This is a genomic window from Bacteroides stercoris ATCC 43183, from assembly GCF_025147325.1.
Taxonomy (GTDB): domain Bacteria; phylum Bacteroidota; class Bacteroidia; order Bacteroidales; family Bacteroidaceae; genus Bacteroides; species Bacteroides stercoris.
Map to the genome: position 1 here is coordinate 843,311 of NZ_CP102262.1, position 23,154 is coordinate 866,464.

General features: G+C 49.1%; 18 protein-coding genes. 6 read left to right on the forward strand and 12 right to left on the reverse strand.

Annotated features, from left to right (window positions below):
- Positions 1-28: 28 nt before the first annotated feature.
- The 6 genes from uvrC to NQ565_RS03600 all read right to left on the reverse strand — a co-directional run bounded on the left by uvrC (position 29) and on the right by NQ565_RS03600 (position 7,766).
- Positions 29-1,849 carry an excinuclease ABC subunit UvrC gene (gene uvrC / locus NQ565_RS03575; RefSeq protein ID WP_005655834.1) on the reverse strand — a complete coding sequence of 607 codons (1,821 nt, stop codon included), beginning with the start codon at positions 1,847-1,849 and terminating at the stop codon, positions 29-31.
- A 97-nt stretch (positions 1,850-1,946) separates the two neighbouring features.
- Complete coding sequence (locus NQ565_RS03580; RefSeq protein WP_005655836.1) at positions 1,947-2,471, reverse strand: adenine phosphoribosyltransferase; 525 nt, start codon at positions 2,469-2,471, stop codon at positions 1,947-1,949.
- Positions 2,472-2,527: 56 nt separating this feature from the next.
- Entirely contained in the window at positions 2,528-4,420 is a 1,893-nt protein-coding gene (gene mnmG / locus NQ565_RS03585) for a tRNA uridine-5-carboxymethylaminomethyl(34) synthesis enzyme MnmG (RefSeq protein WP_040315934.1), read from the reverse strand.
- A 653-nt stretch (positions 4,421-5,073) separates the two neighbouring features.
- Positions 5,074-5,487 (reverse strand): rRNA maturation RNase YbeY, encoded by a 414-nt coding sequence (gene ybeY / locus NQ565_RS03590; protein WP_005655843.1) that lies wholly within the window; start codon positions 5,485-5,487, stop codon positions 5,074-5,076.
- A gap of 16 nt (positions 5,488-5,503) precedes the next feature.
- Positions 5,504-6,736, reverse strand: a complete 1,233-nt coding sequence (locus tag NQ565_RS03595; protein WP_005655845.1) for a nucleoside recognition domain-containing protein — start codon at positions 6,734-6,736, stop codon at positions 5,504-5,506.
- A 25-nt stretch (positions 6,737-6,761) separates the two neighbouring features.
- Positions 6,762-7,766 carry a M28 family metallopeptidase gene (locus NQ565_RS03600; protein ID WP_005655846.1) on the reverse strand — a complete coding sequence of 335 codons (1,005 nt, stop codon included), beginning with the start codon at positions 7,764-7,766 and terminating at the stop codon, positions 6,762-6,764.
- A gap of 134 nt (positions 7,767-7,900) precedes the next feature.
- Between NQ565_RS03600 and NQ565_RS03605 the strand changes: the two genes are divergently transcribed.
- The 5 genes from NQ565_RS03605 (at position 7,901) to NQ565_RS03625 (ending at position 14,944) form a co-directional block, all read left to right on the forward strand.
- Entirely contained in the window at positions 7,901-8,668 is a 768-nt protein-coding gene (locus NQ565_RS03605) for a DNA alkylation repair protein (protein WP_005655848.1), read from the forward strand.
- A gap of 122 nt (positions 8,669-8,790) precedes the next feature.
- Positions 8,791-9,822, forward strand: coding sequence for a Holliday junction branch migration DNA helicase RuvB (ruvB, locus tag NQ565_RS03610; protein WP_005655850.1), 1,032 nt, complete (start codon positions 8,791-8,793; stop codon positions 9,820-9,822).
- Positions 9,823-9,874: 52 nt separating this feature from the next.
- Complete coding sequence (locus tag NQ565_RS03615) at positions 9,875-11,320, forward strand: lipopolysaccharide biosynthesis protein (protein WP_005655851.1); 1,446 nt, start codon at positions 9,875-9,877, stop codon at positions 11,318-11,320.
- A gap of 10 nt (positions 11,321-11,330) precedes the next feature.
- Entirely contained in the window at positions 11,331-12,701 is a 1,371-nt protein-coding gene (locus NQ565_RS03620; protein ID WP_005655854.1) for a TIGR00341 family protein, read from the forward strand.
- 101 nt (positions 12,702-12,802) lie between these two features.
- Positions 12,803-14,944, forward strand: coding sequence for a S46 family peptidase (locus NQ565_RS03625; RefSeq protein WP_005655858.1), 2,142 nt, complete (start codon positions 12,803-12,805; stop codon positions 14,942-14,944).
- 4 nt (positions 14,945-14,948) lie between these two features.
- On the opposite strand, the gene ahpF is transcribed toward NQ565_RS03625, so the two are convergent.
- The 3 genes from ahpF to NQ565_RS03640 form a co-directional block, all read right to left on the reverse strand.
- Complete coding sequence (gene ahpF / locus NQ565_RS03630; RefSeq protein WP_005655859.1) at positions 14,949-16,508, reverse strand: alkyl hydroperoxide reductase subunit F; 1,560 nt, start codon at positions 16,506-16,508, stop codon at positions 14,949-14,951.
- Positions 16,509-16,626: 118 nt separating this feature from the next.
- Positions 16,627-17,193 carry an alkyl hydroperoxide reductase subunit C gene (ahpC, locus tag NQ565_RS03635; protein WP_040316044.1) on the reverse strand — a complete coding sequence of 189 codons (567 nt, stop codon included), beginning with the start codon at positions 17,191-17,193 and terminating at the stop codon, positions 16,627-16,629.
- Positions 17,194-17,386: 193 nt separating this feature from the next.
- A complete protein-coding gene (locus tag NQ565_RS03640; protein ID WP_005655863.1) occupies positions 17,387-18,313 on the reverse strand; it encodes a hydrogen peroxide-inducible genes activator in 927 nt (308 codons plus the stop codon).
- A 140-nt stretch (positions 18,314-18,453) separates the two neighbouring features.
- Here NQ565_RS03640 and NQ565_RS03645 point away from each other — a divergent pair, with 140 nt between their 5' ends.
- Positions 18,454-18,942 carry a Dps family protein gene (locus tag NQ565_RS03645; RefSeq protein WP_005655865.1) on the forward strand — a complete coding sequence of 163 codons (489 nt, stop codon included), beginning with the start codon at positions 18,454-18,456 and terminating at the stop codon, positions 18,940-18,942.
- A 100-nt stretch (positions 18,943-19,042) separates the two neighbouring features.
- On the opposite strand, the gene NQ565_RS03650 is transcribed toward NQ565_RS03645, so the two are convergent.
- The 3 genes from NQ565_RS03650 to NQ565_RS03660 all read right to left on the reverse strand — a co-directional run bounded on the left by NQ565_RS03650 (position 19,043) and on the right by NQ565_RS03660 (position 23,059).
- The gene (locus tag NQ565_RS03650; RefSeq protein WP_040315937.1) at positions 19,043-19,909 is read right to left on the reverse strand and encodes a DMT family transporter; all 867 of its coding nucleotides are present in this window, start codon (positions 19,907-19,909) and stop codon (positions 19,043-19,045) included.
- Between the two features lie 9 nt (positions 19,910-19,918).
- Entirely contained in the window at positions 19,919-21,853 is a 1,935-nt protein-coding gene (locus tag NQ565_RS03655) for a DEAD/DEAH box helicase (RefSeq protein ID WP_005655868.1), read from the reverse strand.
- Positions 21,854-21,997: 144 nt separating this feature from the next.
- Entirely contained in the window at positions 21,998-23,059 is a 1,062-nt protein-coding gene (locus NQ565_RS03660; protein ID WP_005655870.1) for a tyrosine-protein phosphatase, read from the reverse strand.
- Positions 23,060-23,154: the final 95 nt, after the last annotated feature.

Consider the following 23,154-nt stretch of genomic DNA (forward strand, 5'->3'; position numbering starts at 1 on the left):
GTGTGGGACAAGAATTTGTATTGAAGGACTATTTGTCTGTGAAATAGTCCTTTATGATTTTCGCTTTCGCCTCTCCAATCACTTTGACAATATCTTCCGCCGATGCCTCCTTGATTCGTTTTACGCTTTTGAACTCCTTTAGCAGAGCGTTCTTTGTCTTTTCTCCAATCCCTTTTATCTCGTCTAAGGCCGAAGCTATCTGCCGCTTGCTGCGCTTGTCGCGGTGGAAGGTAATGGCAAACCTGTGTACCTCGTCCTGTATTTGCGTCAGCAGACGGAAAAGGGGAGAGTTTTGTTTCAGTCCGATGGTCTGCGGCGGGAAACCGTATAGCAGTTCCGATGTGCGGTGTTTCCCGTCTTTGGCAAGTCCGGCAATGGGGATGTCAAGGTTCAGTTCGTCGACAACCTCTTTTACGGCGCTCATTTGCCCTTTTCCGCCGTCGGTGATAAGAAGGTCGGGCAGGGGGGCGTTCTCCTCGATAGCGCGCTGATAACGCCGTTTTACAACCTCTTTCATGGATGTATAGTCATCCGGTCCTTCCACGGTCTTGATGTTATACTTCCGGTAGTCTTTCTTGGACGGCTTTCCTTTGATGAAGACAACGCATCCGGCAACAGGATCCGAGCCTTGGATGTTGGAGTTGTCGAAACACTCTATCCGCATAGGCAGCCTGTCGAGGTGCAATTCTTGCTGGATTTCCTTTAAAAGGCGTACCGTGCGTTGTTCCGGATTCAGCTTTTCCGCTTGTTTCAGACGGTCGGCCTTGTATTGTTTAACGTTAAGGATGGAGAGTTCAAGCAATTTCTTCTTGTCACCGCGTTGCGGGATGGTAAAGATAACGTCTTTAAGCTCCATGTCCAGCTCAAAGGGCACGATGATTTCGCGGGAAAGGCTCTTGTACCGTTCGCGCATCTCGATAATGCCCAGTGACAGGAGCTCTTCTTTCGTTTCGTTCAGCCGTTTCTTGTACTCAAAGGTGAAAGCCTGGTTGATAGCCCCGTTCGTGATATGCAGATAGTTGATGAATGCGGACTTTTCATCGGTGTCTTCCTCGATGGAGAACACGTCGATATTGTGCAATACGTTGCTTACCACTTCCGATTTGGAACGGTAATTTTCCAGCAGCAGATACTTTTCCTTGATTTTCTGCGCCTCTTCAAACTTCATTTCCGCCGCAAGCTCCTGCATCTGCTGATACAGCATCCGCTCTATCTCCTGGGTATTTCCCTTGAGTATTTCCTTTATTTCGGCAATGTTTTTGAGGTATTCTTCCTGATTCTGCTTGCCTATGCAGGGGCCTGCGCAGTTCTTGATGTGGTATTCCAGGCATACATTGAACTTCCCTGCCCGGATGTTTTCGGGCGAGAGATTCAAGTTGCAGGTGCGTAGCGGGTACAAATGCTTGATGAGGTCGAGCACTGCATACATGGATGGTATGTGGCTGTACGGGCCGTAGTAGGAAGAACCGTTGCGTATGATTCTCCGCGTCTTGAATACGCGGGGGAAATATTCGTTCTGCACGCAGATGGACGGGTAGGTCTTGTCGTCTTTCAGCAGTACGTTGTAACGGGGTTTGTATTTCTTGATAAGATTGTTCTCCAGCAGCAAGGCATCCTCTTCCGTGTTGACCACGATATACCGGATATCTGCAATCTTGCTCACCAGTACCCGTGTCTTTCCCGGTTCATGTTCTCTGTTGAAGTAGGAAGAGACCCGGCGCTTCAGGTTTTTTGCTTTCCCTACGTATATAATCGTTCCCTCGGCATTCAGATATTGGTAAATACCGGGACTTTCGGGAAGGTTCAGAACGATACCCTTCAGGTAATCATTTGTTTTTAGTTCGTCCATATCGTAAGAAAAAGGTGGTAAAGCAATACGCTGCCAAGAGCATGCGGCGATACATTCTCATGCAGCGATGTGATTGCTTTACCACCCGGTTGTTTCTTTAGAGTGTCAATACCGATTCTACATCTACATCTTTGCTGAATATATCCTTTCCATGCAACTCTTTCAATTCGATAATGAAGTTTACATATACCTTTTTAGGGTTCAGTTTCTTCACCAGTTTGCAGGCTGCTTCCATTGTTCCGCCCGTAGCCAGAAGGTCGTCGTGCAGCAATACTACATCGTCCGGCTCAATGGCATCCTTGTGGATTTGTACCGTATCTTTGCCGTACTCTTTGTCGTAGCTTTCTTCGATTGTTTCCGCAGGCAACTTTCCGGGCTTGCGCATGGGTACGAATCCTGCACCTAAGCGGGTGGCGAGAATGGGGCCCATGATGAAGCCTCTGGATTCTATACCTACCACTTTGGTTATCCCTTTATCCTTGTACATTTCATACAAGGTGTCTGAAAGTTCTTGCAGCGCCGACGGGTTTTTAAACAGAGTGGTCACATCGTAGAATAAAATCCCGGGGATGGGGAAGTCGGGAATTTCCCGAATGGTCTTGGCAAGTGTTTCTTTGCTCATAATCAGTTTATTTAATACGTTTATTGAATTCTTTGTTTCACGTGGAACGTTGCCCCTTATCGCCCGCAAAGCACCAGCAGCACGTTGATATCGCTGGGAGACACTCCCGGGATTCGGCTTGCCTGGGCTATCGTTTCCGGATCTATCTTCACCAGCTTCTGGCGGGCTTCGGTAGAAAGAGACTGGATGGAATTATAGTCGAACCTTCCTTTAATCTTTATGCTTTCCAGCCGTGCCAGTTTGTCTGCTATGATTCGCTCGCGTCCGATATAGCCTTCGTACTTAATAAGTATTTCCGCAGCTTCGACTATTTCGTCTCTTCTGTCTGCAACTTTATCCTGTTCCGTAATCTTGTCCAGTTCCCGACGGAAAGCGCTGACATGTTCTGCCATGTTTTCCAAGGTTACTTGCGGACGGTTTATTAAGTCTACCAGCTTGCATCCCTGGCGGAGCGGGGTAGTGCCGAGCTGTTCCAGCACCGGGTTGATTAATGCCGGTTTCATCGAATAACTCCGGGTGAACTCTATGATGCTTGTAACGGCTTCGCGCTTGCTCTTTAATAGTTCGTAGCGGTCTTCTTTGGCAAGTCCCAGTTTCCAGGCTCTTTCGGTTAGCCTCATATCGGCATCGTCCATTCGGAGCAGGATGCGGTATTCCGCACGTGAAGTAAACATGCGGTAAGGCTCATCGACGCCTTTGGTAACCAAATCGTCGATTAATACGCCTATATAGGCTTCGTCGCGTGCCAGGGTGAACGGTTCTCCGCCGTGGCAGTTGATATGCGCGTTGATACCTGCAATGATTCCTTGTCCGGCAGCTTCTTCGTAGCCGGTCGTTCCGTTTACTTGTCCGGCAAAGAATAGGTTCTTGATTTTCTTCGTTTCCAACGTATGTTTCAGTTGGGTGGGATCAAAGTAATCGTATTCTATTGCGTAGCCGGGGCGGTAAATCACCAGGTCGCGGAATGCTGGAATCTTTTTCAGCGCTGCAATCTGTATGTCCATCGGCAGGGAAGAAGAGAAGCCGTTCAGGTAAAGTTCCTGCGTCGTTTCACCTTCCGGTTCCAGGAAAAGCTGGTGCTGTTCCTTGTCGGGGAAGGTTACGATTTTGGTTTCTATACTGGGGCAATAGCGGGGCCCTATGCTTTGAATCTGCCCGTTGAAAAGGGGAGAATCAGGCAGCCCTTCACGAAGGATGCGGTGTGTTTCCTCATTGGTGAAGCAAGTCCAGCACGGCAGTTGCTTCAGGTGGCGTACGCCGTTGTTCATAAAGGAGAATTTATGGAAGTCGTTTTCCCCTTCCTGAATCTCCATATCTTCGTAATGCACGCTCCGTCCGTCGATGCGTACGGGGGTTCCCGTTTTCATTCGTCCGTATGTGATGCCGTGCCGGGCGATGGATTCGGTCAGTTGGTAAGATGCGGGTTCTGCCATGCGCCCGCCCGGAAGCATGGTGCGCCCTACGTGCATCAGTCCGTTCAGGAAAGTTCCGGCAGTCAGTACAACGCATTTGGCGCGGAAGGTCACTCCCCAAACGGTGGTGAGTCCGGTTACCTCGCCGTTTTCAACGAGGATTTCCTGTACGGTGTCCTGCCAGATGTGCAGGTTGGGAATATTCTCCAGAATCTCGCGCCATGTCCAGATGAATTTGTTGCGGTCGCACTGCGCGCGCGGACTCCACATGGCGGGGCCTTTGGAGCGGTTCAATATGCGGAACTGGATAGCCGTTTTATCGGTTACCAATCCCATATATCCGCCTAAGGCGTCTATTTCGCGTACAATCTGTCCTTTGGCAATACCTCCTACGGCAGGGTTACAACTCATCTGTCCTATCTTATTCATGTCCATTGTGATAAGACAGGTCTTTGAACCCAGGTTTGCGGCGGCGGCAGCGGCTTCACAGCCGGCATGTCCGGCGCCGATTACGATAACGTCATACTTAAACTCCATTCGTTCAATCTCTTTTAAAACCATGCAAAGTTACTAAAAAGTTATTTTGTAGCCGCGATTTATCTCCTTTCCTTGTGAATTCTTAGGAAATACCTCGCGGGTTTCTTTCTGTTTTGCCTGTATGTAATCTCCTTTCACCTTGTATATAATCTCTTATTCGTTTAAGGGAAATATCCGAAAGGCAGGTTCTTTTCTTCGTCCCGCAGTTGCGGGACGGACGGTTGCCGGCTGCGGGCCCGGCAGCCCGCAATTGGCAACCGCGGAGCCTGCAATTGGAAAACGAAGAAAGTAACGTGGTAAAGCGGTATTATATACGGTGCGAAACAAAGAAAAGAAAGAGGGAATGGAACATTTATCTACGGGATTAGCTTCCCGATTGCCCGTATAAAACCTTTTCAGACCTCGGAAATCGTTGAAAAAGTCGCTTATATGGAATTTCTGATTATTGGGTTAATGCATTGACCCATAGTGCATAGCCTGTTTTTGAGGGTGACGACCGATTGTTTGTCATCACCCTTATCATGTTTGTCGTCACATCCGCAATCCCTCTCTGGTAAAGGGATGCGAGGTGGTTAGTGACGAGTGACGAGAGATTGTGCAAAAAAACAATAGGGGGGAGAGTTGAACTTTGCTTGCCGATGCGCCTTTTGATTTTATCGCATGGCGAGCGCCTTGTTTTCGGCGGCTTCCATGATTTCCCGTTCTCCCGGTCCTTTGTCGTTAATGCCGCAAAGGTGCAGGATGCCGTGGATGATGACGCGGTACAGCTCCCGTTCGTAGTCATTGCCGGCAAACTGTTCGGCGTTGGTGCGTACCGTATCCAGGCTGATGAAGAGGTCGCCGCTCAGGCGGTTGCCTTCGCAGTAGTCGAAAGTGATGATGTCCGTGTAGTAATCGTGCTGAAGGTACTGTCGGTTCACTTCGAGGATTTTCTCGTCCGAACAGAAGATGTAGGCTATTTCGCCGATTCTCTTGTTGTAGGTGGCGGCAACGGCTTTGATCCATTCCGTTGTTTCGCGCTTCTTGATTGCGGGCATTTCGATGCCGTCTGTCTGATAACTTATCATACTATTTCCAGTTTTTTTAAAAGAAGAATATATAGCTGATGATGATAGCGGCGATGATACCGGAAAAGTCGGCTATCAGACCGCAGGTGACGGCGTTGCGGGTTTTCGTGATGCCTACGCTGCCGAAGTAGACGGCAAGGATGTAGAACGTGGTATCCGAGGCGCCGCGTGCCACGCAGCTCATGCGGCCGACAAAAGAGTCGGCGCCGTATTGCTTCATTGTATCAATCATCAGTCCGTTGGCCCCGCTGCCGCTTAACGATTTCATCAATGCAGTGGGCAGCGCACCTACAAACTCGGTGTCCGCTCCGGATAGTCCGACGATGTAACCGATGCCGTTTACGATGATGTCCATCGCTCCCGAAGTGCGGAAAACGGCGATTCCAACGAGGAATGCCACCAGATAGGGAACGATGCGTATGGCGGTTGTAAATCCTTCCTTGGCGCCTTCGATGAAAGCATCGTACACATTAATCTTTTTCCATAATCCCCACAGGATGAAAAGCAGGATGATGGTAAAGAGAATGATGTTGGCAACCAGCGTGGAGTAAACGCCCATTTCTTCGCGGCTTACTTGGGTGAACAGGTAAATAAGCCCGGAGAAGAACAGGCTGATGCAACCGATCAGAATAAGAATGGGTTTGTTCAGCAGGTTTATCCGTTGCGCAATGCTGACGGCGGTGACACCGACAATGGTAGAGATGGCGGTAGTAATCAGCGTAGGGATGAAAATGTCCGTAGGCTGCGCAGCGCCCATTTGCGAGCGGTACATCATGATGCTGACGGGTATCAGTATCAACCCGGATGTGTTCATTACCAGAAACATAATCATCGGGTTGGTAGCGGTATCTTTTTTCGGATTCAGCTCCTGAAGCTCTTTCATGGCTTTCAGCCCCATCGGGGTGGCGGCATTGTCCAACCCCAGCATGTTGGCGGAAAGGTTCATGAAAATGGAACCCATGGCGGGGTGTCCTTTGGGAATTTCCGGGAAGAGGCGGCAGAACACGGGACTCAGCCAGCGCGAAAGCGCGTTTATCATACCGCTGTTTTCGCCGATTTTCATGATGCCCAACCATAAGGACAGAATGCCGGTGAGCCCCAGTGATATTTCGAATGCGGTCTTGGATGAGTCGAATGTGGAGTTGACAAGTTCCGTAAATATCTCCGTATCTCCCATAAACAGGAGTTTGCAGAGCGCCACAATGAAGGCGATTACGAAAAATGCTACCCAGATGTAATTTAAAACCATGTGTCCTTACTCTTCTTCTTAAATATTAATAGTTGCTTTCGTTGGCAAGATTCCATACGTTGAGGAAGGATGCCTTGGTTATCTCCACGACTTTTTCCCAGTTCAGTAATGCGGCGTGGTCTGACGGCTGGTGATAGTCGGGATGGCCGTCGGTGTGATACCAGATGACGGGGATGCCGGAACGGGCGAACGAGGCATTGTCACTTCCGCCCACGGGGTTGTCCCAGGGACGGTAGTCGGGTTGCAGTTGCAGTCCGTAGCGGGTGATGTCCCGTTTCAGCCATTCGCCGAAGGCAGGATGGGCGGCTGTGTAGAAGTAGACTACGTGCTGCGGTTGTTCGGGCTTGTTGTTACGCCCTATCATGTCGAAGTTGAGATAACCCTTTATCTGTTTGAGAAACGGACAGTGCTGTACGAAATGTTTTGAACCGAGCAATCCTTTTTCCTCGCCGTCCCAAAAGGCGAAGATAACATTTCTCAGCGGCTTTTCTCCGCTGAGGGCAAATGCACGTGCTATCTGCAATACGGCGGAGACGCCGGATGCGTTATCATCCGCACCGTTGTATATCTTATCGTCCGCCAGCGTTTCGTCTACGCCCAGGTGGTCGAAATGAGCGCCTACAATGACATATTCATCGCTGCGCTTGCCGGGAATGTATGCCAGCACATTATCCATTTTCAGGGAACGGTGCGTGCCTTGTTTCAGTACGGCAACGGAGTCGGGGTGTACCTGCCAGCGTCCGCGTTGCTGCCTTTCCTTGGCGTATGCCTCGAAAGGCTGGTAATAGCCGTTCTTGTCCAAAGGGCGGATACCGGCTTCTTTCAGGCAGGATACGATGTAGCGGGCTGCTACCCGCGAACCATGCATGCCTGCTTCGCGTCCTTGCAGTTCGTCATCGGCCAGAAACTCCACAATGGCTTCTGCGGAAGTACGGTTGATGCTTTGCAATCCTTTTTCGAGCGGGGACTGTGCATGTAGCGACAGGGCGGAAAACAGGAAACAGGCGGTTCCTAAAAATACTTTATGCATGGTGTTCCGTTTTTAGTGACTAAAGTGTGTATCTGTTGCAAAATTAAAGATAACTTTTCATAGTTTCTATAGATTTGTCGTATTTTTGTCTGCTGGCAAGATAATTCAAGTACATGTAAATCAAACGGTGAGTGATGAGAAAAAGGAAAATTCCATTGGCAGGCACGCTGCAGAATAATCCGATTTCAACGGAAGAAATAGCGGATATTGCCGCAGATATCCAAAGGGAATTGGAGACGTATGCCGATCCGGTAAAAAGGGAATATCTTCCCCGTTTCTTCAAGACGGGAAAGGGAGAATACGGCGAAGGCGATAAATTTCTGGGTGTAGTGGTTCCGAATACCCGCACGGTGGCGAAGCAACACAAGGATGCTCCGTTTGCTGTAATGGCGGAACTGCTGCAAAGCCAGTGGCACGAGTGCCGGCTTTGCGCTTTGCTGATGCTGGTGGAGCGTTTTAAGAAAAGCGGTGAAAAGGAAAGGAAGCTTATTTATGACTTCTACCTTTCGCAGACGGCACGTATCAACAACTGGGATTTGGTAGACTTGTCCGCTCCGGGTATCGTGGGAGAATATCTGAAAGACAAATCCCGCGACGACCTTTATCGCCTGGCAGACGGTGCGTTGCTCTGGGAGCAACGCATTGCGGTGGTTTCTACTTATACGCTTATCAAAAACGGTGATTTCACCGATATTCTGGCGCTTTCGGAACGGTTGCTGCACCATCCGCACGATTTGATGCGGAAAGCGGTGGGCTGGATGCTGCGTGAGATGGGAAAGAGGGATAAGGATTTGCTGGTGCAGTTTCTTGAGAAACACAGCAAGGTGATGCCGCGGACAATGCTGCGCTATGCCATAGAGAAATTCCCGGAAGAAGAAAGGAAGGAGTTTATGAAACGTTGAAAGATTTCTTTATCTTTGTCCGGAAGCGGAGATAAGCGGCATTTCGATATAAAAAATGAATGGATTCATTTTATTCTGCTCTCGGTTTGCACTATCTTTGTCGTTGTATAGATTGAATTTTAATGGAACAAGAAGATTTTAACATACGCGAGCATCAGCTCACCAGCAAGGAGCGTGACTTCGAGAACGCTCTCCGCCCTTTGAACTTCGAGGATTTCAGCGGACAGGATAAGGTGGTTGATAATTTGCGCATTTTCGTGAAGGCTGCCCGTCTCAGGGGCGAGGCCCTGGATCATGTGTTGCTTCACGGTCCTCCCGGATTGGGAAAGACCACACTTTCCAACATTATAGCCAATGAATTGGGAGTAGGTTTCAAGATTACTTCCGGTCCGGTGCTCGACAAGCCGGGCGACCTGGCAGGCGTACTCACCAGCCTGGAGCCGAACGATGTGCTTTTCATCGACGAGATACATCGGCTGAGTCCCGTAGTGGAAGAGTATCTGTATTCGGCAATGGAAGACTACCGCATCGACATCATGATAGACAAAGGCCCGTCGGCGCGAAGCATACAGATTGATTTGAATCCGTTTACGCTGGTGGGGGCCACCACCCGCAGCGGTTTGCTGACGGCTCCGCTACGTGCCCGTTTCGGCATCAATCTCCATCTGGAGTATTATGACGATGATGTGCTGAGCGGTATTATCCGCCGTTCGGCAAGCATACTGGACGTACCCTGCTCCACAAGAGCCGCTTCGGAAATCGCAAGCCGCAGCCGCGGTACGCCGCGTATCGCCAATGCCTTGCTGCGTCGCGTGAGGGACTTTGCACAGGTGAAAGGTTCGGGCAGCATCGATACGGAAATCGCCAATTTCGCACTCGAGGCGCTTAACATTGACAAGTACGGACTGGATGAGATAGACAATAAGATACTTTGTACGATTATCGATAAGTTCAAGGGCGGTCCGGTGGGACTTACAACCATCGCTACGGCCTTGGGAGAAGATGCGGGAACCATCGAAGAAGTTTATGAACCGTTCCTGATAAAGGAAGGCTTCCTGAAACGCACTCCCCGCGGTCGTGAAGTAACGGAACTGGCCTATAAACATTTGGGGCGGAGCCTCTACAATAGCCAGAAGACGTTATTTAATGATTGACGCTTATTGATAAGCGACCGGTTAGAGAGAGTATAATAAAACACTGAATAACGTGGCTGGATTGAAATCATTGGCAAAAGAAACTGCCATTTACGGGTTGAGCAGTATTGTGGGGCGTTTCCTCAACTATCTGTTAGTGCCCGTATACACCATGGCCTTGTCTGCACAGTCGGGGGGCTATGGCGTTGTGACTAATATCTATGCGTGGGTGGCACTGTTGCTGGTGCTGCTGACGTGCGGCATGGAAACGGGCTTTTTCCGCTTTGCCAATAAAGGAGAAGACGACCCGATGCGGGTGTATTCCACAACATTGCTCAGCGTAGGCATCGGTGCGCTGACATTCCTTGCGCTGGGACTGCTGTTTCTTCAACCGGTTGCCGACTGGCTGGAATACGGAGAGCATCCCTGGTACGTGGGAATGATGATGATTGTAGTGGCGATGGATGCCATTCAAAGCATTCCTTTCGCTTATTTGCGCTATAAGAAACGGCCCGTCAAGTTTGCAGCGCTCAAACTGCTGTTCATCTTCCTGAACATAGCCTTGAACCTGATTTATTATGTCTGGATGAAGGGCGATGATGTGGCGTATGCCTTCCTCTTCAATCTTGTGTGCACTTCTACCATCATGCTGTGCATGATACCCGAATTGCGCGGTTTCGCTTATGTACTGGACAGGAAACTGCTGAAGCGGATGCTTGCTTATAGCCTGCCGTTGCTGGTGTTGGGCATTGCGGGCATCCTGAATCAGGTGGCGGACAAGATTATCTTTCCCTTTGTCTATCCCGACCAGGCGGAAGCTACCGTACAACTCGGCATCTATGGAGCCGCCAGCAAGATTGCCATGGTGATGGCGATGCTGACACAGGCTTTCCGTTACGCCTACGAGCCTTTTGTATTCGGCAAGAGCCGCGATAAGGACAACAAGCAGGTGTATGCGCAGGCCATGAAGTTCTTTATCATCTTTACACTGGTGGCTTTTCTGGCAGTGATGTTCTATCTGGATATTCTCCGCTACATCATCGGCCGCGACTATTGGCCGGGGTTGCGTGTTGTGCCCATTGTAATGGCTGCGGAAATCTTCATGGGAATTTATTTCAATCTCTCTTTCTGGTACAAGCTGATTGACGAAACGCGTTGGGGAGCTTATTTCTCACTGATAGGCTGCACGATTCTGGTGGTGATGAATATCTTTTTAATTCCGAAGTTCGGGTATATGGCTTGCGCATGGGCCGGATTTACGGGTTACGGCGTTGCGATGCTGCTCTCTTATTTTGTCGGTCAGAAGAAATACCCGATTCAGTACGATTTAAAGTCGATCGGGTGCTATGTGCTGTTGGCTGCGGTGCTTTATGTGGCTGCGGAATGTGTACCTATTGAAAACATCTGTCTGCGTATGACGTTCCGTACGCTGTTGTTATGCCTGTTTATAGCCTATATTATAAAGCGCGATTTGCCGCTTAGTCAAATACCTGTTATCAATCGTTTTATCCGAAAATAGAATTATTTTTATGGAACAGCCTGTCAATCCCAACCGGAATGTATTTGCCGTCAAGAACTTCCTGAAAGAGTATCTCGATTTGCGCAAAGATAAAGACAATGAACTTGCCACTGTAGACTCCATCCGTAAGGGTGTCGAGTTTAAAGGAGCCAATTTATGGATTCTGATATTTGCCATCTTTATGGCTTCACTCGGTCTGAATGTCAATTCTACCGCTGTAATTATCGGTGCGATGCTTATTTCGCCGTTGATGGGACCTATCATGGGAGTGGGGCTTTCAGTGGGTCTGAACGATTTCGAGCTGATGAAGCGCTCGTTGAAAAGTTTCCTGATAACTACGCTGTTCAGTGTCACCACGGCTACCGTCTTCTTCCTGGTGAGCCCGGTTGCCGAGGGGCAGTCGGAGTTGCTGGCGCGTACCTCACCGACGATTTATGACGTATTCATCGCACTGATGGGCGGTCTTGCGGGAGTAGTGGCACTCTCCACGAAGGAGAAAGGCAATGTGATTCCGGGTGTCGCCATTGCCACGGCATTGATGCCGCCGCTGTGTACGGCAGGTTATGGACTGGCAACGGGAAACCTGATTTATTTCCTCGGTGCATTCTACCTTTATTTCATTAACTCCGTATTCATCAGTCTGGCTACTTTTATCGGCGTACGGGTAATGCACTTCCAGCGCAAGGAGTTTGTGGATAAGAACCGTGAAAAGAAGGTGCGGAAGTATATCGTGCTGATAGCTGTCCTTACGATGTGTCCGGCGGTGTATCTCACAGTGGGAATAATTCAGGATACCTTCTTTGAAAGTGCGGCCAACCGCTTTGTAAACGAGCAGCTTGCCTTTGAGAATACGCAGGTATTGGATAAGAAAATCCACCATGAGGGCAAGCACCATGAGATACGGGTGGTCCTGATAGGTCAGGAAGTGCCGGAAGCCTCTATTGCCATCGCCCGCAGTAAAATGAAAGATTATAAACTGGACAATACCAAGCTGGTTGTGCTCCAGGGAATGAATAACGAGTCATTGGATATGTCGTCTATCCGCGCCATGGTTATGGAAGATTTCTACAAGAACAGCGAACAGCGTCTGGTGGAGCAGAAGCAGCAGATTTCTTCTTTGGAAAAGAACTTGGAACAGTACCGTAAATACGATGAATTGGGCAAAAAGATTATCCCTGAGCTGAAGGTGCTTTATCCCTCCGTCAAGTCGGTTTCCATTTCGCACGCACTTGAGCTGACGGTCGATTCGGTACGGATAGATACCGTTACGCTTGCCGTCCTGAAGTTCGGCAAGCATCCGGATGCCCGTGAAAGGGAGAAAATAACCGAATGGCTGAGAGCGCGTACGGGTTCCGAAAAGCTGAGGCTGATTGCGGAGTGATGTCCGGATGCGGTGAAAGAGAAGCGTCCGGCCGCACAGGCTGTCGGTGTGGGAATACAAAACGGGCAGGCAAACTTATATAAAGTTAAGTAGAGAACGATATGGTTTTGAGATTTGTAGCAGTGGTTGTTTGCTGCCTTTCTGCGTGGGTGGTGCAGGCGGATGAGGGCATGTGGATGCTGGGTAATCTGAATAAACAGACGCGCCGGGCAATGAAAGAGCTCGGTTTGCAAATGCCGGCAGACAAGCTATACAGTGCCAGACATCCCTCATTGAAAGATGCCGTAGTGAGTTTCGGCGGTTTCTGTTCGGGGGTGGTCGTGTCGGAAGACGGACTGGTATTTACGAATCACCATTGCGGTTTCAGCAGCGTCCAGCAGCATTCTTCCGTGGAGCATGACTATCTGAAAGACGGCTTTGTGGCACGTAACCGCAGCGAGGAACTGCCGAATCCGGAGCTTTATGTCCGCTTTCTGCTGCGGACGGAGAATGTAACGAAACGGGTGCTTGGTGCGGTAAAGCCGGAGATGACCGATCCGGAGCGTTCCGGTGCGGTGGATTCGGTGATGTTTGCCATCAGTGAGGAAGTGGCGCGTAAGGACTCTACTTTGGTGGGAATTGTAGATGCGTACTATGGCGGCAATGAGTTTTGGCTGTCTGTTTACCGCGACTATAACGATGTCCGGCTGGTATTTGCACCGCCTTCCTCGGTAGGCAAGTTCGGTTGGGATACGGACAATTGGGTGTGGCCGCGTCATACGGGCGATTTCTGCGTATTTCGCATCTATGCCGGTAAGAACAACCGCCCGGCGGATTATTCGCCGGAAAACGTCCCTTATCGTCCCGAATACGTAGCGCCGATTTCTCTGGACGGGTATAAAGAGGGTTCTTTCTGCATGACATTGGGCTATCCGGGCAGCACGGAGCGTTATCTCTCTTCGTTTGGCATCGAAGAGATGATGAACAACGGCAATCAGGCACAAATAGATGTCCGGGGCATCAAGCAGGCTATCTGGAAGCGCGAAATGGACAGGCGGGACAGTATCCGCATAAAGTATGCTTCCAAATACGATGAAAGCTCCAATTACTGGAAGAACAGCATCGGGGTGAACCGGGCCATCCGGAAATTGCATGTCTTGGAAAAGAAGCGTGCCATGGAGCGGGAGCTTCGCCGCTGGATACAACAGACACCCGGAGAACGTGAGAAGCTGTTGCGGCTGTTTCCCGATTTGGAACTGGACTATAAAAATACCCGTGAAGCCAACCGTGCTTTGGCCTATTTTGCCGAATCTTTCCTGAACGGTCCCGAACTGATACAATTGGCGTTGTCCATTTTGAATTTTGATTTTGAAGGGGAACGGAAAACGGTCGAGGCCAATCTGAAGGCGATTGTAGAAAAGTACGCCAATCTGGATTTGGAAATCGACAAGGAAGTCTTTACCGCCATGGTGAAAGAATATCGTTCCAAGGTCGATTCTACCTATTTACCGGAGTTTTACGGTACGATTGCCACCCGGTACGGCGGTAACGACAAGGCCTATGCGGATAGTTTGTATGCCGCTTCGGAACTGACTACCCCTCGCGGATTAAAACGTTTTCTGGAGCGGGACACTACCTATAACATTTATGACGACCCTGCCATAAACCTGGGCATAGACCTGATTGGCAAGATGTTTGAAATCAATATGCAGACGAGAGAGTCCGCCATGAATATCGCCCGTAATGAGCGCTTGCTGAATGCTGCCGTACGCAGGATGTATTCATCGCGTAATTTCTATCCGGACGCCAATTCCACCATGCGCTTGAGCTTCGGTACGGTATGCGGATACACCCCATTTGACGGTGCTGAATACGATTATTATACCACGACCAAAGGTATTCTTGAAAAGGTAAAGACCCATGCAGGCGATGTGGATTTTGAGGTGCAGCCGGAACTTCTTTCTTTGTTCTCCAACCGCGACTTTGGCAGATATGCCGGTGAAAAGGGAGAAATGAACGTTTGCTTTATCTCCAATAACGATATAACTGGCGGCAATTCGGGAAGCGCCATGTTCAATGCCAGAGGCGAACTTCTGGGACTGGCTTTTGACGGCAATTGGGAAGCGATGAGCAGCGATATACTCTATGAACCGAAGATGCAGCGCTGCATCGGGGTCGATGTGCGCTACATCCTGTTCATGATAGAGAAGTACGGCAAAGCCGGAAATTTGATACGGGAGCTGAAAATCGTTTCCGGAAAATAGCCGGTTATGCGATTCCCCTGATGCGGTCGTCGAAAGCGGACAATGCCGCTTTGGCCCCTTCACCCATAGCTATGACAATCTGTTTGTAGGGTACGTCGGACACGTCTCCGGCTGCATAAACACCCGGAAGCGTGGTGCGGCAGAATGCGTCTGTCTTGATTTCACCGGTCGGTGTCGTTTCCAATGCGTCCCGGAAAGGTGCGCTGTTGGCTGCCAGGCCGATTTGTACGAAGATACCGTCCAAAGGATAGTCGCGCTCCTCGTTGGTGATGCGGTCTTTGATGCGGATACCGGTTACTTTCTCTCCGTCGCCCGTCACTCGGGTGGTTTGTGAAGAAGTGAATATCTCCACGTTGGGAAGGCTTCCGGCTTTTTCCTGCAATACCTGGTCGGCTTTTAGCGTATCGGCAAATTCGAAGACGGTAACTTTCCTGCAGATTCCCGCCAGGTCGATGGCCGCTTCTATGCCGGAGTTCCCGCCGCCGATGACGGCTACATGCTTGCCTTGGTAGAAGGGGCCGTCACAATGCGGGCAGAAGGCTACACCGCGTCCGAGGTATTCGGCTTCTCCCTCTACGTTCAGTTTACGCCAGCTTGCGCCTGTGGCAATGATTACCGCAGGGGCTGTAAACGTTTCTCCGCCACCGGAGAAAACCTTTTTCTCTTTGCCCTGAAGCTCTGCTCTTTCAATCTTCCGGTCTTCAAAAATCTCTATCGGGTAATGTTCTATGTGCGTCCTGAGTGCGTCGGCAAGCTGTGAACCTGTTGTCCGGGGTACGGAGATAAGGTTCTCGATGCCTACGGTTTCTTTTACCTGTCCGCCTATTCGTTCGGCAATAATGGCTACGCGCAATCCTTTGCGGGCGGAATAAACGGCTGCCGAAGCCCCGGCAGGACCCCCGCCCAGGACCAGTACGTCGAACTCCCTTAAGATGGGTGCTGCATTCTCTTGCGGCAGGCTGCCGAAGGTATCTTCCAGTTTTTTCAGGAGTTCCCCTAAAGAACCGCGTCCCACATGAAGTTGCTTCCCATTGGCGTAAACGGACGGTACGGCTTGTATTTTCAGCGCATCCGCTTCTTCCTGAAAGACGGCTCCGTCTATTGTGTCGTGGGTGATATGGGGATGCAGCAGTGCTACGGCATTGAGCGCCTGCACAATGTCCGGGCAGTTGGTACAGGCCAGCGACACATAGGTTTGCAGGTGGATTGGGCCTTGCAATGCCTTGATGCGGCGGCCGATACCCTCGTCCGGGAGATTTTTGCCCTTTCCATCGGCGTTTAGCACGGCAAGAAGCAGCGAACTGAATTCATGTCCGCCCGGAACGGCACGGAATTTTATTCCGGTTTCTTTCCCTTCTTTCAGGAGCGTAAACTCCAGTTTGGGCTCATCGGTTTCGGTCACCTGGCAGGACAGTTTGTCGGAACAGCTCGCTATGTCATTCAGAAAATCAATCATCTCACCGGCCTGTTCATGTTCCGGATTGCAGGTGATGTGAAAGGTATAGCGGGCTTCCAATGGTTGGAATATGCTCCGCACTTGGTCTAATATAGTTGCTTCTAACATGATGATGCAGGTTTTTAAATGTTGGAGTATAAAAAAAGACTATCTCATTTCTTGTACTCTTGCAAGGAAGAAATGGAGATAGTCTTTACATAGTAATGTCTATCGTATGGGGGTACGATTAAATCTTGCCGACTAAATCGATGCTCGGCTTCAACGTTGCACCGCCTTTCTTCCATTTGGCGGGACAGACTTCACCGTCGTGAGTGGCTACGAATTGCGCAGCTTCCACCTTACGGAGCAGTTCGTCCGCATTGCGTCCGATGTTGTTGTCCTGAATCTCGGCAATCTTGATTTTTCCTTCAGGATTTACAAGGAATGTACCGCGATAAGCCATACCTTCTTCTTCGATCATCACACCGAATGCACGGCTCAATGTTCCTGTCGGGTCTGCCAACATCGGGTATTTAATCTTGCGGATGCTTTCGGAAGCATCATGCCATGCTTTATGTACAAGGTGAGAGTCTGTACTTACGGAATAGACCTCTACGCCCATGGCTTGGAACTGGTCGTATTTTTCTGCAATATCCACCAGTTCGGTAGGACATACAAACGTAAAATCTGCCGGATAGAAGAAGAAAATGGCCCATTTGCCTTTTACATCTTCGTTAGTTACTGTTTTGAAACTTCCGTTTTGGAAGGCCTGAACTTTGAATTCAGGGAGTTGAGAGTTGATAATCGGTTCCATAATTATACTTTTTAAAAGGTTTGGTTTTTGTTTTACCGGTGCAAAGATTGTGCAGACCGAATGCAGAAGCAGGCTTGCCTGATTATGCCGAGGTGCAGCCGATCTTTGCTTTTCCTGTTTGCAAAAATATAGCATTTTTCTCCGGTAGAACAAAAAATCCGATTGAAAGGTTTTATGGGCCGATAGACAAAATCTATACGAGTACCTGAGTGGCTTTCAGGGAGAGCATTTCTTTGGGCACTGCCGCTGTTACCTCTTGGACGATTGTATTTAAAAGCGTGTTGCGGATAAAACTCCGGTTGGTCAGCATGATGATTTGCCGGGTAGGACAGGGGATGGCAAAAGGATGTACCAGTTCTTTCTGCGTGCCGTTCAGTTGCAGGACAGCCAGTTCGGGAATGAAAGTAATGCCCTTGCCGCTTTCTACCATGCGCATAAAGGTTTCCATGCTGCCCAGATGATAGGCCAACTGGCTGGCACGGGCTGCCTTCAGTTGGCAGAAACGCTCCAGCTGGTCGCGAAAACAATGCCCTTCATCCAGCAGCCAAAGCTGTTCTCCCGTCAAGTCCGAAGTCCGTATGACTTCATTGCTGAAAAGACGGTTTTCCCGCGCAATATACGTGTAGAACTGTTCGTAGAATAACGGTATTTGCCGGAATTCTTCCATTCCTGCCAGACCGGCTACGATTCCGGCATCTATGTCTCCCGTTTGCAGGGCTTTCTTGATGTCGTTCGTCTTCATCTCTACCACCCGGATATCAAGCTGCGGATATTTCTTCATCAATTGCGGAAAGAAGCGCGGCAGCAGATAGGGGGCTATGGTGGGAAGTATGCCCAGTTTGAAAATTCCGCTGAGCGAATGCTTTTCTTCTTCTATAATGTTTTTTATACGATGGGTCTGAACCAACACATTCCGGGCTTGTTCTATGATGTGAATGCCGATGGGAGTAGGGCACACAGGCTGCTGGCTGCGGTCGAAAATCTTTGTGTCCAACTCTTCTTCCAACTTTTGAATCATGGCGCTCAAGGTGGGTTGTGTGACCCGGCAATATTCAGCGGCTTTGGCGAAATGACGGAACTGATTGACAGCAAGTATGTATTCCAATTGTTGTAAAGTCATAGAAACAGGGCTTTTGAATGTTATATATAGAATCGTTCTATGCAAAGATAGAAATTATCTGTTTGACAAGCACTTATTTGCCGCTTATCTTTGCAACAGGAACAAAGAAAAATAGTATGAACTTTTAAAATAGAAAGATTATGAAAACTTTAGATTACTTACATTTGAATGAAAAGAAAGTTGCTGACGTAGTATCGGCATTGCATCAGCTATTGGCAGACTTTCAGGTACATTATACCAATTTGCGCGGTTTCCATTGGGATATTAAAGGACACGGGTTCTTCGTGCTGCACGGCAAATTTGAAGATATGTACAACGATGCCGCAGAGAAAGTGGATGAAATCGCAGAACGTATCCTGATGTTGGGCGGTACACCCGAAAACAAATTCAGTGAATATCTCAAGGTTGCCAAAGTGAAGGAAATCTCCGGTATTACTTGTGGCGGTGAGGCTGTTGAGCATATCCTCGAAACTTACAGCTATCTTATCGGTGAAGAAAGAAAAGTGATAGAACTGGCCAATGAAGCCGGTGATGATGCAACGGCCGACTTAATGACCGGTTACCTGAAAGAGCAGGAAAAAATGGTTTGGATGCTCGTTGCTTTCAGTACCAAGAGCTGTACGAAATAGGAGATAAAAAGCAATAAGATAATAGGGTGATAAAGTGATGATGCATTGCTTTGTCACCCTATTGCTTTGTTACACTGTTATTTATCACCTTGTCACTCCATCATTTTTTTAGAATAATGACGGTTACGGCTGAAATGATGAGCAGGATGCCCAGTGCTATGCTTCGGGTAAACGGCTCTCCGAAGATGGCAATGCCTACGCATACCGCCGTTACAGGTTCCATAGCTCCCAATACGGATGTCAGTGTGGAGCCTATGTTTTTGATGGCGCGTACCAGTGCAAGGTTGGATATTACGGTAGGTACTAACGCAAGCATCACCAGATTGCCCAATGTGGTGCGGTCCGGAATGGCCTGTAACCCTATCCCGGAGATTTCCGTTCCGGTGAATAACAGGATACCGCCGAACAAAAAGACGTAAAACGTCATTTTAAGCCCTTTCATCTCGAGATTTTTCAGTTGGCTTACCGTTACCAGGTAAAGGGCATATCCCAATGCAGAAAGCAAAACAATGAATATGCCGGACCAGGTGACGCTTCCCGTACCGTCTCCGCTGGACAGGAAAAATACGCCGGTTACTGCCAGTGCAATGGCCGCCATGCGCCACAAAGATTTCTTCTCGTGGAAGAATATCATCATGATAAGCGTAGTCAGCACCGGATACATGAAATGAAGGGTGGTGGCCACACCGCTCGACATGAACTGATACCCCCAAAAGAGGAATACTGCGGAACTGTCGTAAAGGCATGCCAGCAGCAGAAGCGGCAATATCTCCTTACGGCGTATGCGGAAAGACTGCTTGTCGAGCAGCAGTATGCCTGCCAGTGCCAGCATGGCGAAAAGAAAACGATATAATAGAATAGACCAGAAACCCATTCCTTGCTGCATGGCCGGGATTGTAAATAGCGGAATCAATCCGAAGCTGGCAGAAGACAATAGTCCATATAAAAAACCGTTGACTTTGTTCACGTCGTTTGCTTATTTCTTTTTAGGTGTCCGTTTTGCCCAGCCTTCTTCGCTGAAGTCCGGTTCTGAATCTTTAAATTCGTTATTGCCTTGAAAGAACTGTTTCCAATCGTCTTTTTTGCCGCGTGCCTTGGTATAACCGCGTTCTTCGCGACTGGGCTTGTTCTTTTTCTTGTCGGTAGCGGCATATTCGGTCTTATCACTGCGTTTGCCGGCAACCTCGCTGCGACGCTCATCCTTGTAGCTGCGTTTTTTGCCGTCAAATTCCTTTTTGCCGTAGTTGCCGCCTTCGTTCCTGCGTTTTCCTTTGGGAGCGTCTTTCCCTTCTTCTCCCGCAATCTCTACAGAAACCTTACGGCCGTTCCAGTTGGCCCGGTTTAAGGCTTTTATAACGTTGCCCGCTTCTTTGTCTTCCACTTCAAAGAAAGAGAACTTCTGCATCAGGTCGATACGGCCTAATTCAACACGCCCGCGGGTATTGTTGTTCAGGAGGCTGATCAGTTCGTTGGGGAAGAAGTTGTCCATTTTACCGAGATTGATAAACAGACGTTTAAAGCCCGGAGTTGCCTTACGGGCATTGCTGCCGCGTTCGCCGCTTTTGGCGCTGCGTTCGCTGCCGGTGGCAATTTCTATTTCCTCACGGTCGCGATAGTAGTCCAGGAAGCGGTTGAATTCGAGGGAAACCATGCGTTTAATCAGGTCTTCCTTACTCAACCAGTCCAGCTTGCGGTAAATGTCGGACATGAAATCACGGATTTCATCCTCATTTACTTTTACTTTTTCGAGTTCGTCAATAACCTTCAGCAACTGCTTCTCGCAGATTTGCTTGCCGGTAGGCATTTCTCCCTGAATGAATTTCTTGCCGATGATGCGTTCGATTTCACGCATTTTGCCTTTTTCGCGCAGGTTGATGATGGCGATGGATGTGCCTGTTTTTCCGGCACGTCCCGTACGTCCGCTGCGGTGTGTGTAGCTTTCCGTATCATCGGGCAGGCCGTAGTTGATGACGTGGGTGAGGTCGTCAACGTCCAGACCGCGTGCGGCAACGTCGGTAGCCACCAGCAGTTGCAGGTTGCGTATGCGGAATTTCTGCATGACGGCATCGCGCTGCGCCTGGCTCAGTTCACCGTGTAAAGAGTCGGCATTGTAACCTTCCTGCATCAGTTTGTCGGCAATTTCCTGAGTTTCCTTGCGGGTACGGCAGAAGATGATGCCGTATATCTGCGGATAGTAATCTACGATGCGTTTCAGGGCGGCGTACTTATCTTTGGCATGAACGGTGAACACCACGTGTTTCACGTTGCTGGTTCCTTCATTTCTGCGTCCGATGGTGATTTCCTTTGCATTGTGCAGGTATTTTTTGGAAATACGTGCGATTTCGGGACTCATGGTCGCGGAGAACAGCAGTGTGTTACGCTCTTGGGGCACATCTGCGAGAATGGCATTAATGCTGTCCGTAAATCCCATGTTCAGCATTTCGTCCGCCTCGTCCATAACCACGTTCTGGATGGTGGAGAGTGAGACGGTCTTGCGTTCCATAAGGTCGAGCAGACGTCCGGGGGTAGCTACGATGATGTGTACCCCCCGCTTCAGGGCACGTATCTGGCTTTCGATGGACGAACCGCCGTACACGGGCAATACCCGCAGACCGTCGATGTACTTGGAGTAATCATTCAGGTCGCCCGCTATCTGTAAACAGAGTTCGCGGGTAGGGCAAAGAATAAGTGATTGGGGTATTCGGTTGTTAACGTTGATTTGCTGTATAAGCGGCAGACCGAACGCTGCGGTCTTTCCTGTTCCTGTTTGTGCCAGTGCTACTACATCATTATTTTCTCCCAAAAGGTAAGGGATTACTTCCTCTTGTACCGGCATGGGACACGCATATCCCATTTCTTCAATGGCGCGGCGTATCTCCGGCGACACACCGAGCTCTTCAAATGTCTTCATTAAATCTTTGTATATCTTTATATTTCAGGTGCAAAGATAATGCAAGCCGGGAGCATAATAAAATAAACTTGTCTGTTTTTTATGCCGAGGTGCGGTTTATCTTCGCATTTGGCGCAAAGATAAGAGTTTTTTGGCGATTAATCATTAATTACTGAGCAAAATACTCCGTAACCTTTTTATTTCGTTCTTGCTTAGTCCGATACCTTTCCGCAGGTAAGTATCCATGTCACCGTATCGGCGTTCCGCTTCGTCTTTGGCAGCGTTCAGGAAATCCTCGCGTGCGGAGAAAAGGGTAGTGATGGCTTCCTGCGAGCGTGCAGGCAACTGATAAGCGTATTTGGAGGCGCTTGGAATGTTGAAGTAATCATTGCTCAGCCGGTAATCTTCCATGATTATGTCCTCGTTTATTCCCAGTGCGGCAAGCACCAGTGCGGACACGATGCCGGTACGTCCTTTGCCGGAGGAACAGTGTATGACTACCGGATAACTGTTTTTATCCAACAGGATATCGAATATCTGCCGGTATTCTTTGGTATATTGGTCTATTAAAATGCGGTTCATACGCTCTACCATGCGGTAGACGGTGTCACTTTTGATTTTTTCTTCCCGTATGCCTTTCAGTATGCCTTCCATATCTCCTGTGGCAAGCGGAATATGCACGACGTTGAACCCTTTTTGCAGCGGAGACTGCCTGCCTATCTCCGAAGAAGCCCGCAAGTCGATAAGTGTCTTGATGCCGAGGTTTTTGAGCTCCCTGCGTGAGGAACATTCAAGGCTGTCTATCTCTGCCGAGCGGTAAATCATTCCCCAGCGCATCTGTTTCTTGGTGGAATAAGAAGGATAGCCGCCCAAATCACGGAAGTTCTGTACACCGGGAATGTTGATGTTGCGCGTGGCAATCTTAACACGATATTTGTCGTCGAACAAAAGGGTGTAATAATAACGTTTGGTCGGATCGTTCGTGACGATGGTCATTTTCAAGTCCGAGATATCGGCCATGGCCACGGGAACATCTTCCGGAATGAAGTCAGGATCGGTCGAAGCATATACTTTTATGTTCCCTTTGATAAGCGGAGCCATTTCCCATTTGACGATACAGTTCCCTACATTATTTTCTTCGCATACAACGGATATGTGTGGAGCTGTGCCGCTGCAAGAAGGAAGCAACACTGCCAGAACAAGCAAGTTCAACAGATTCTTATACATAATTCGTAAACTCTCTAATGTCGTTTACAGCAAATATATGGTTTTTCGTTGCAGATTATACAGCGTATATGAAGCTTTTATAATTTTTAAATGAT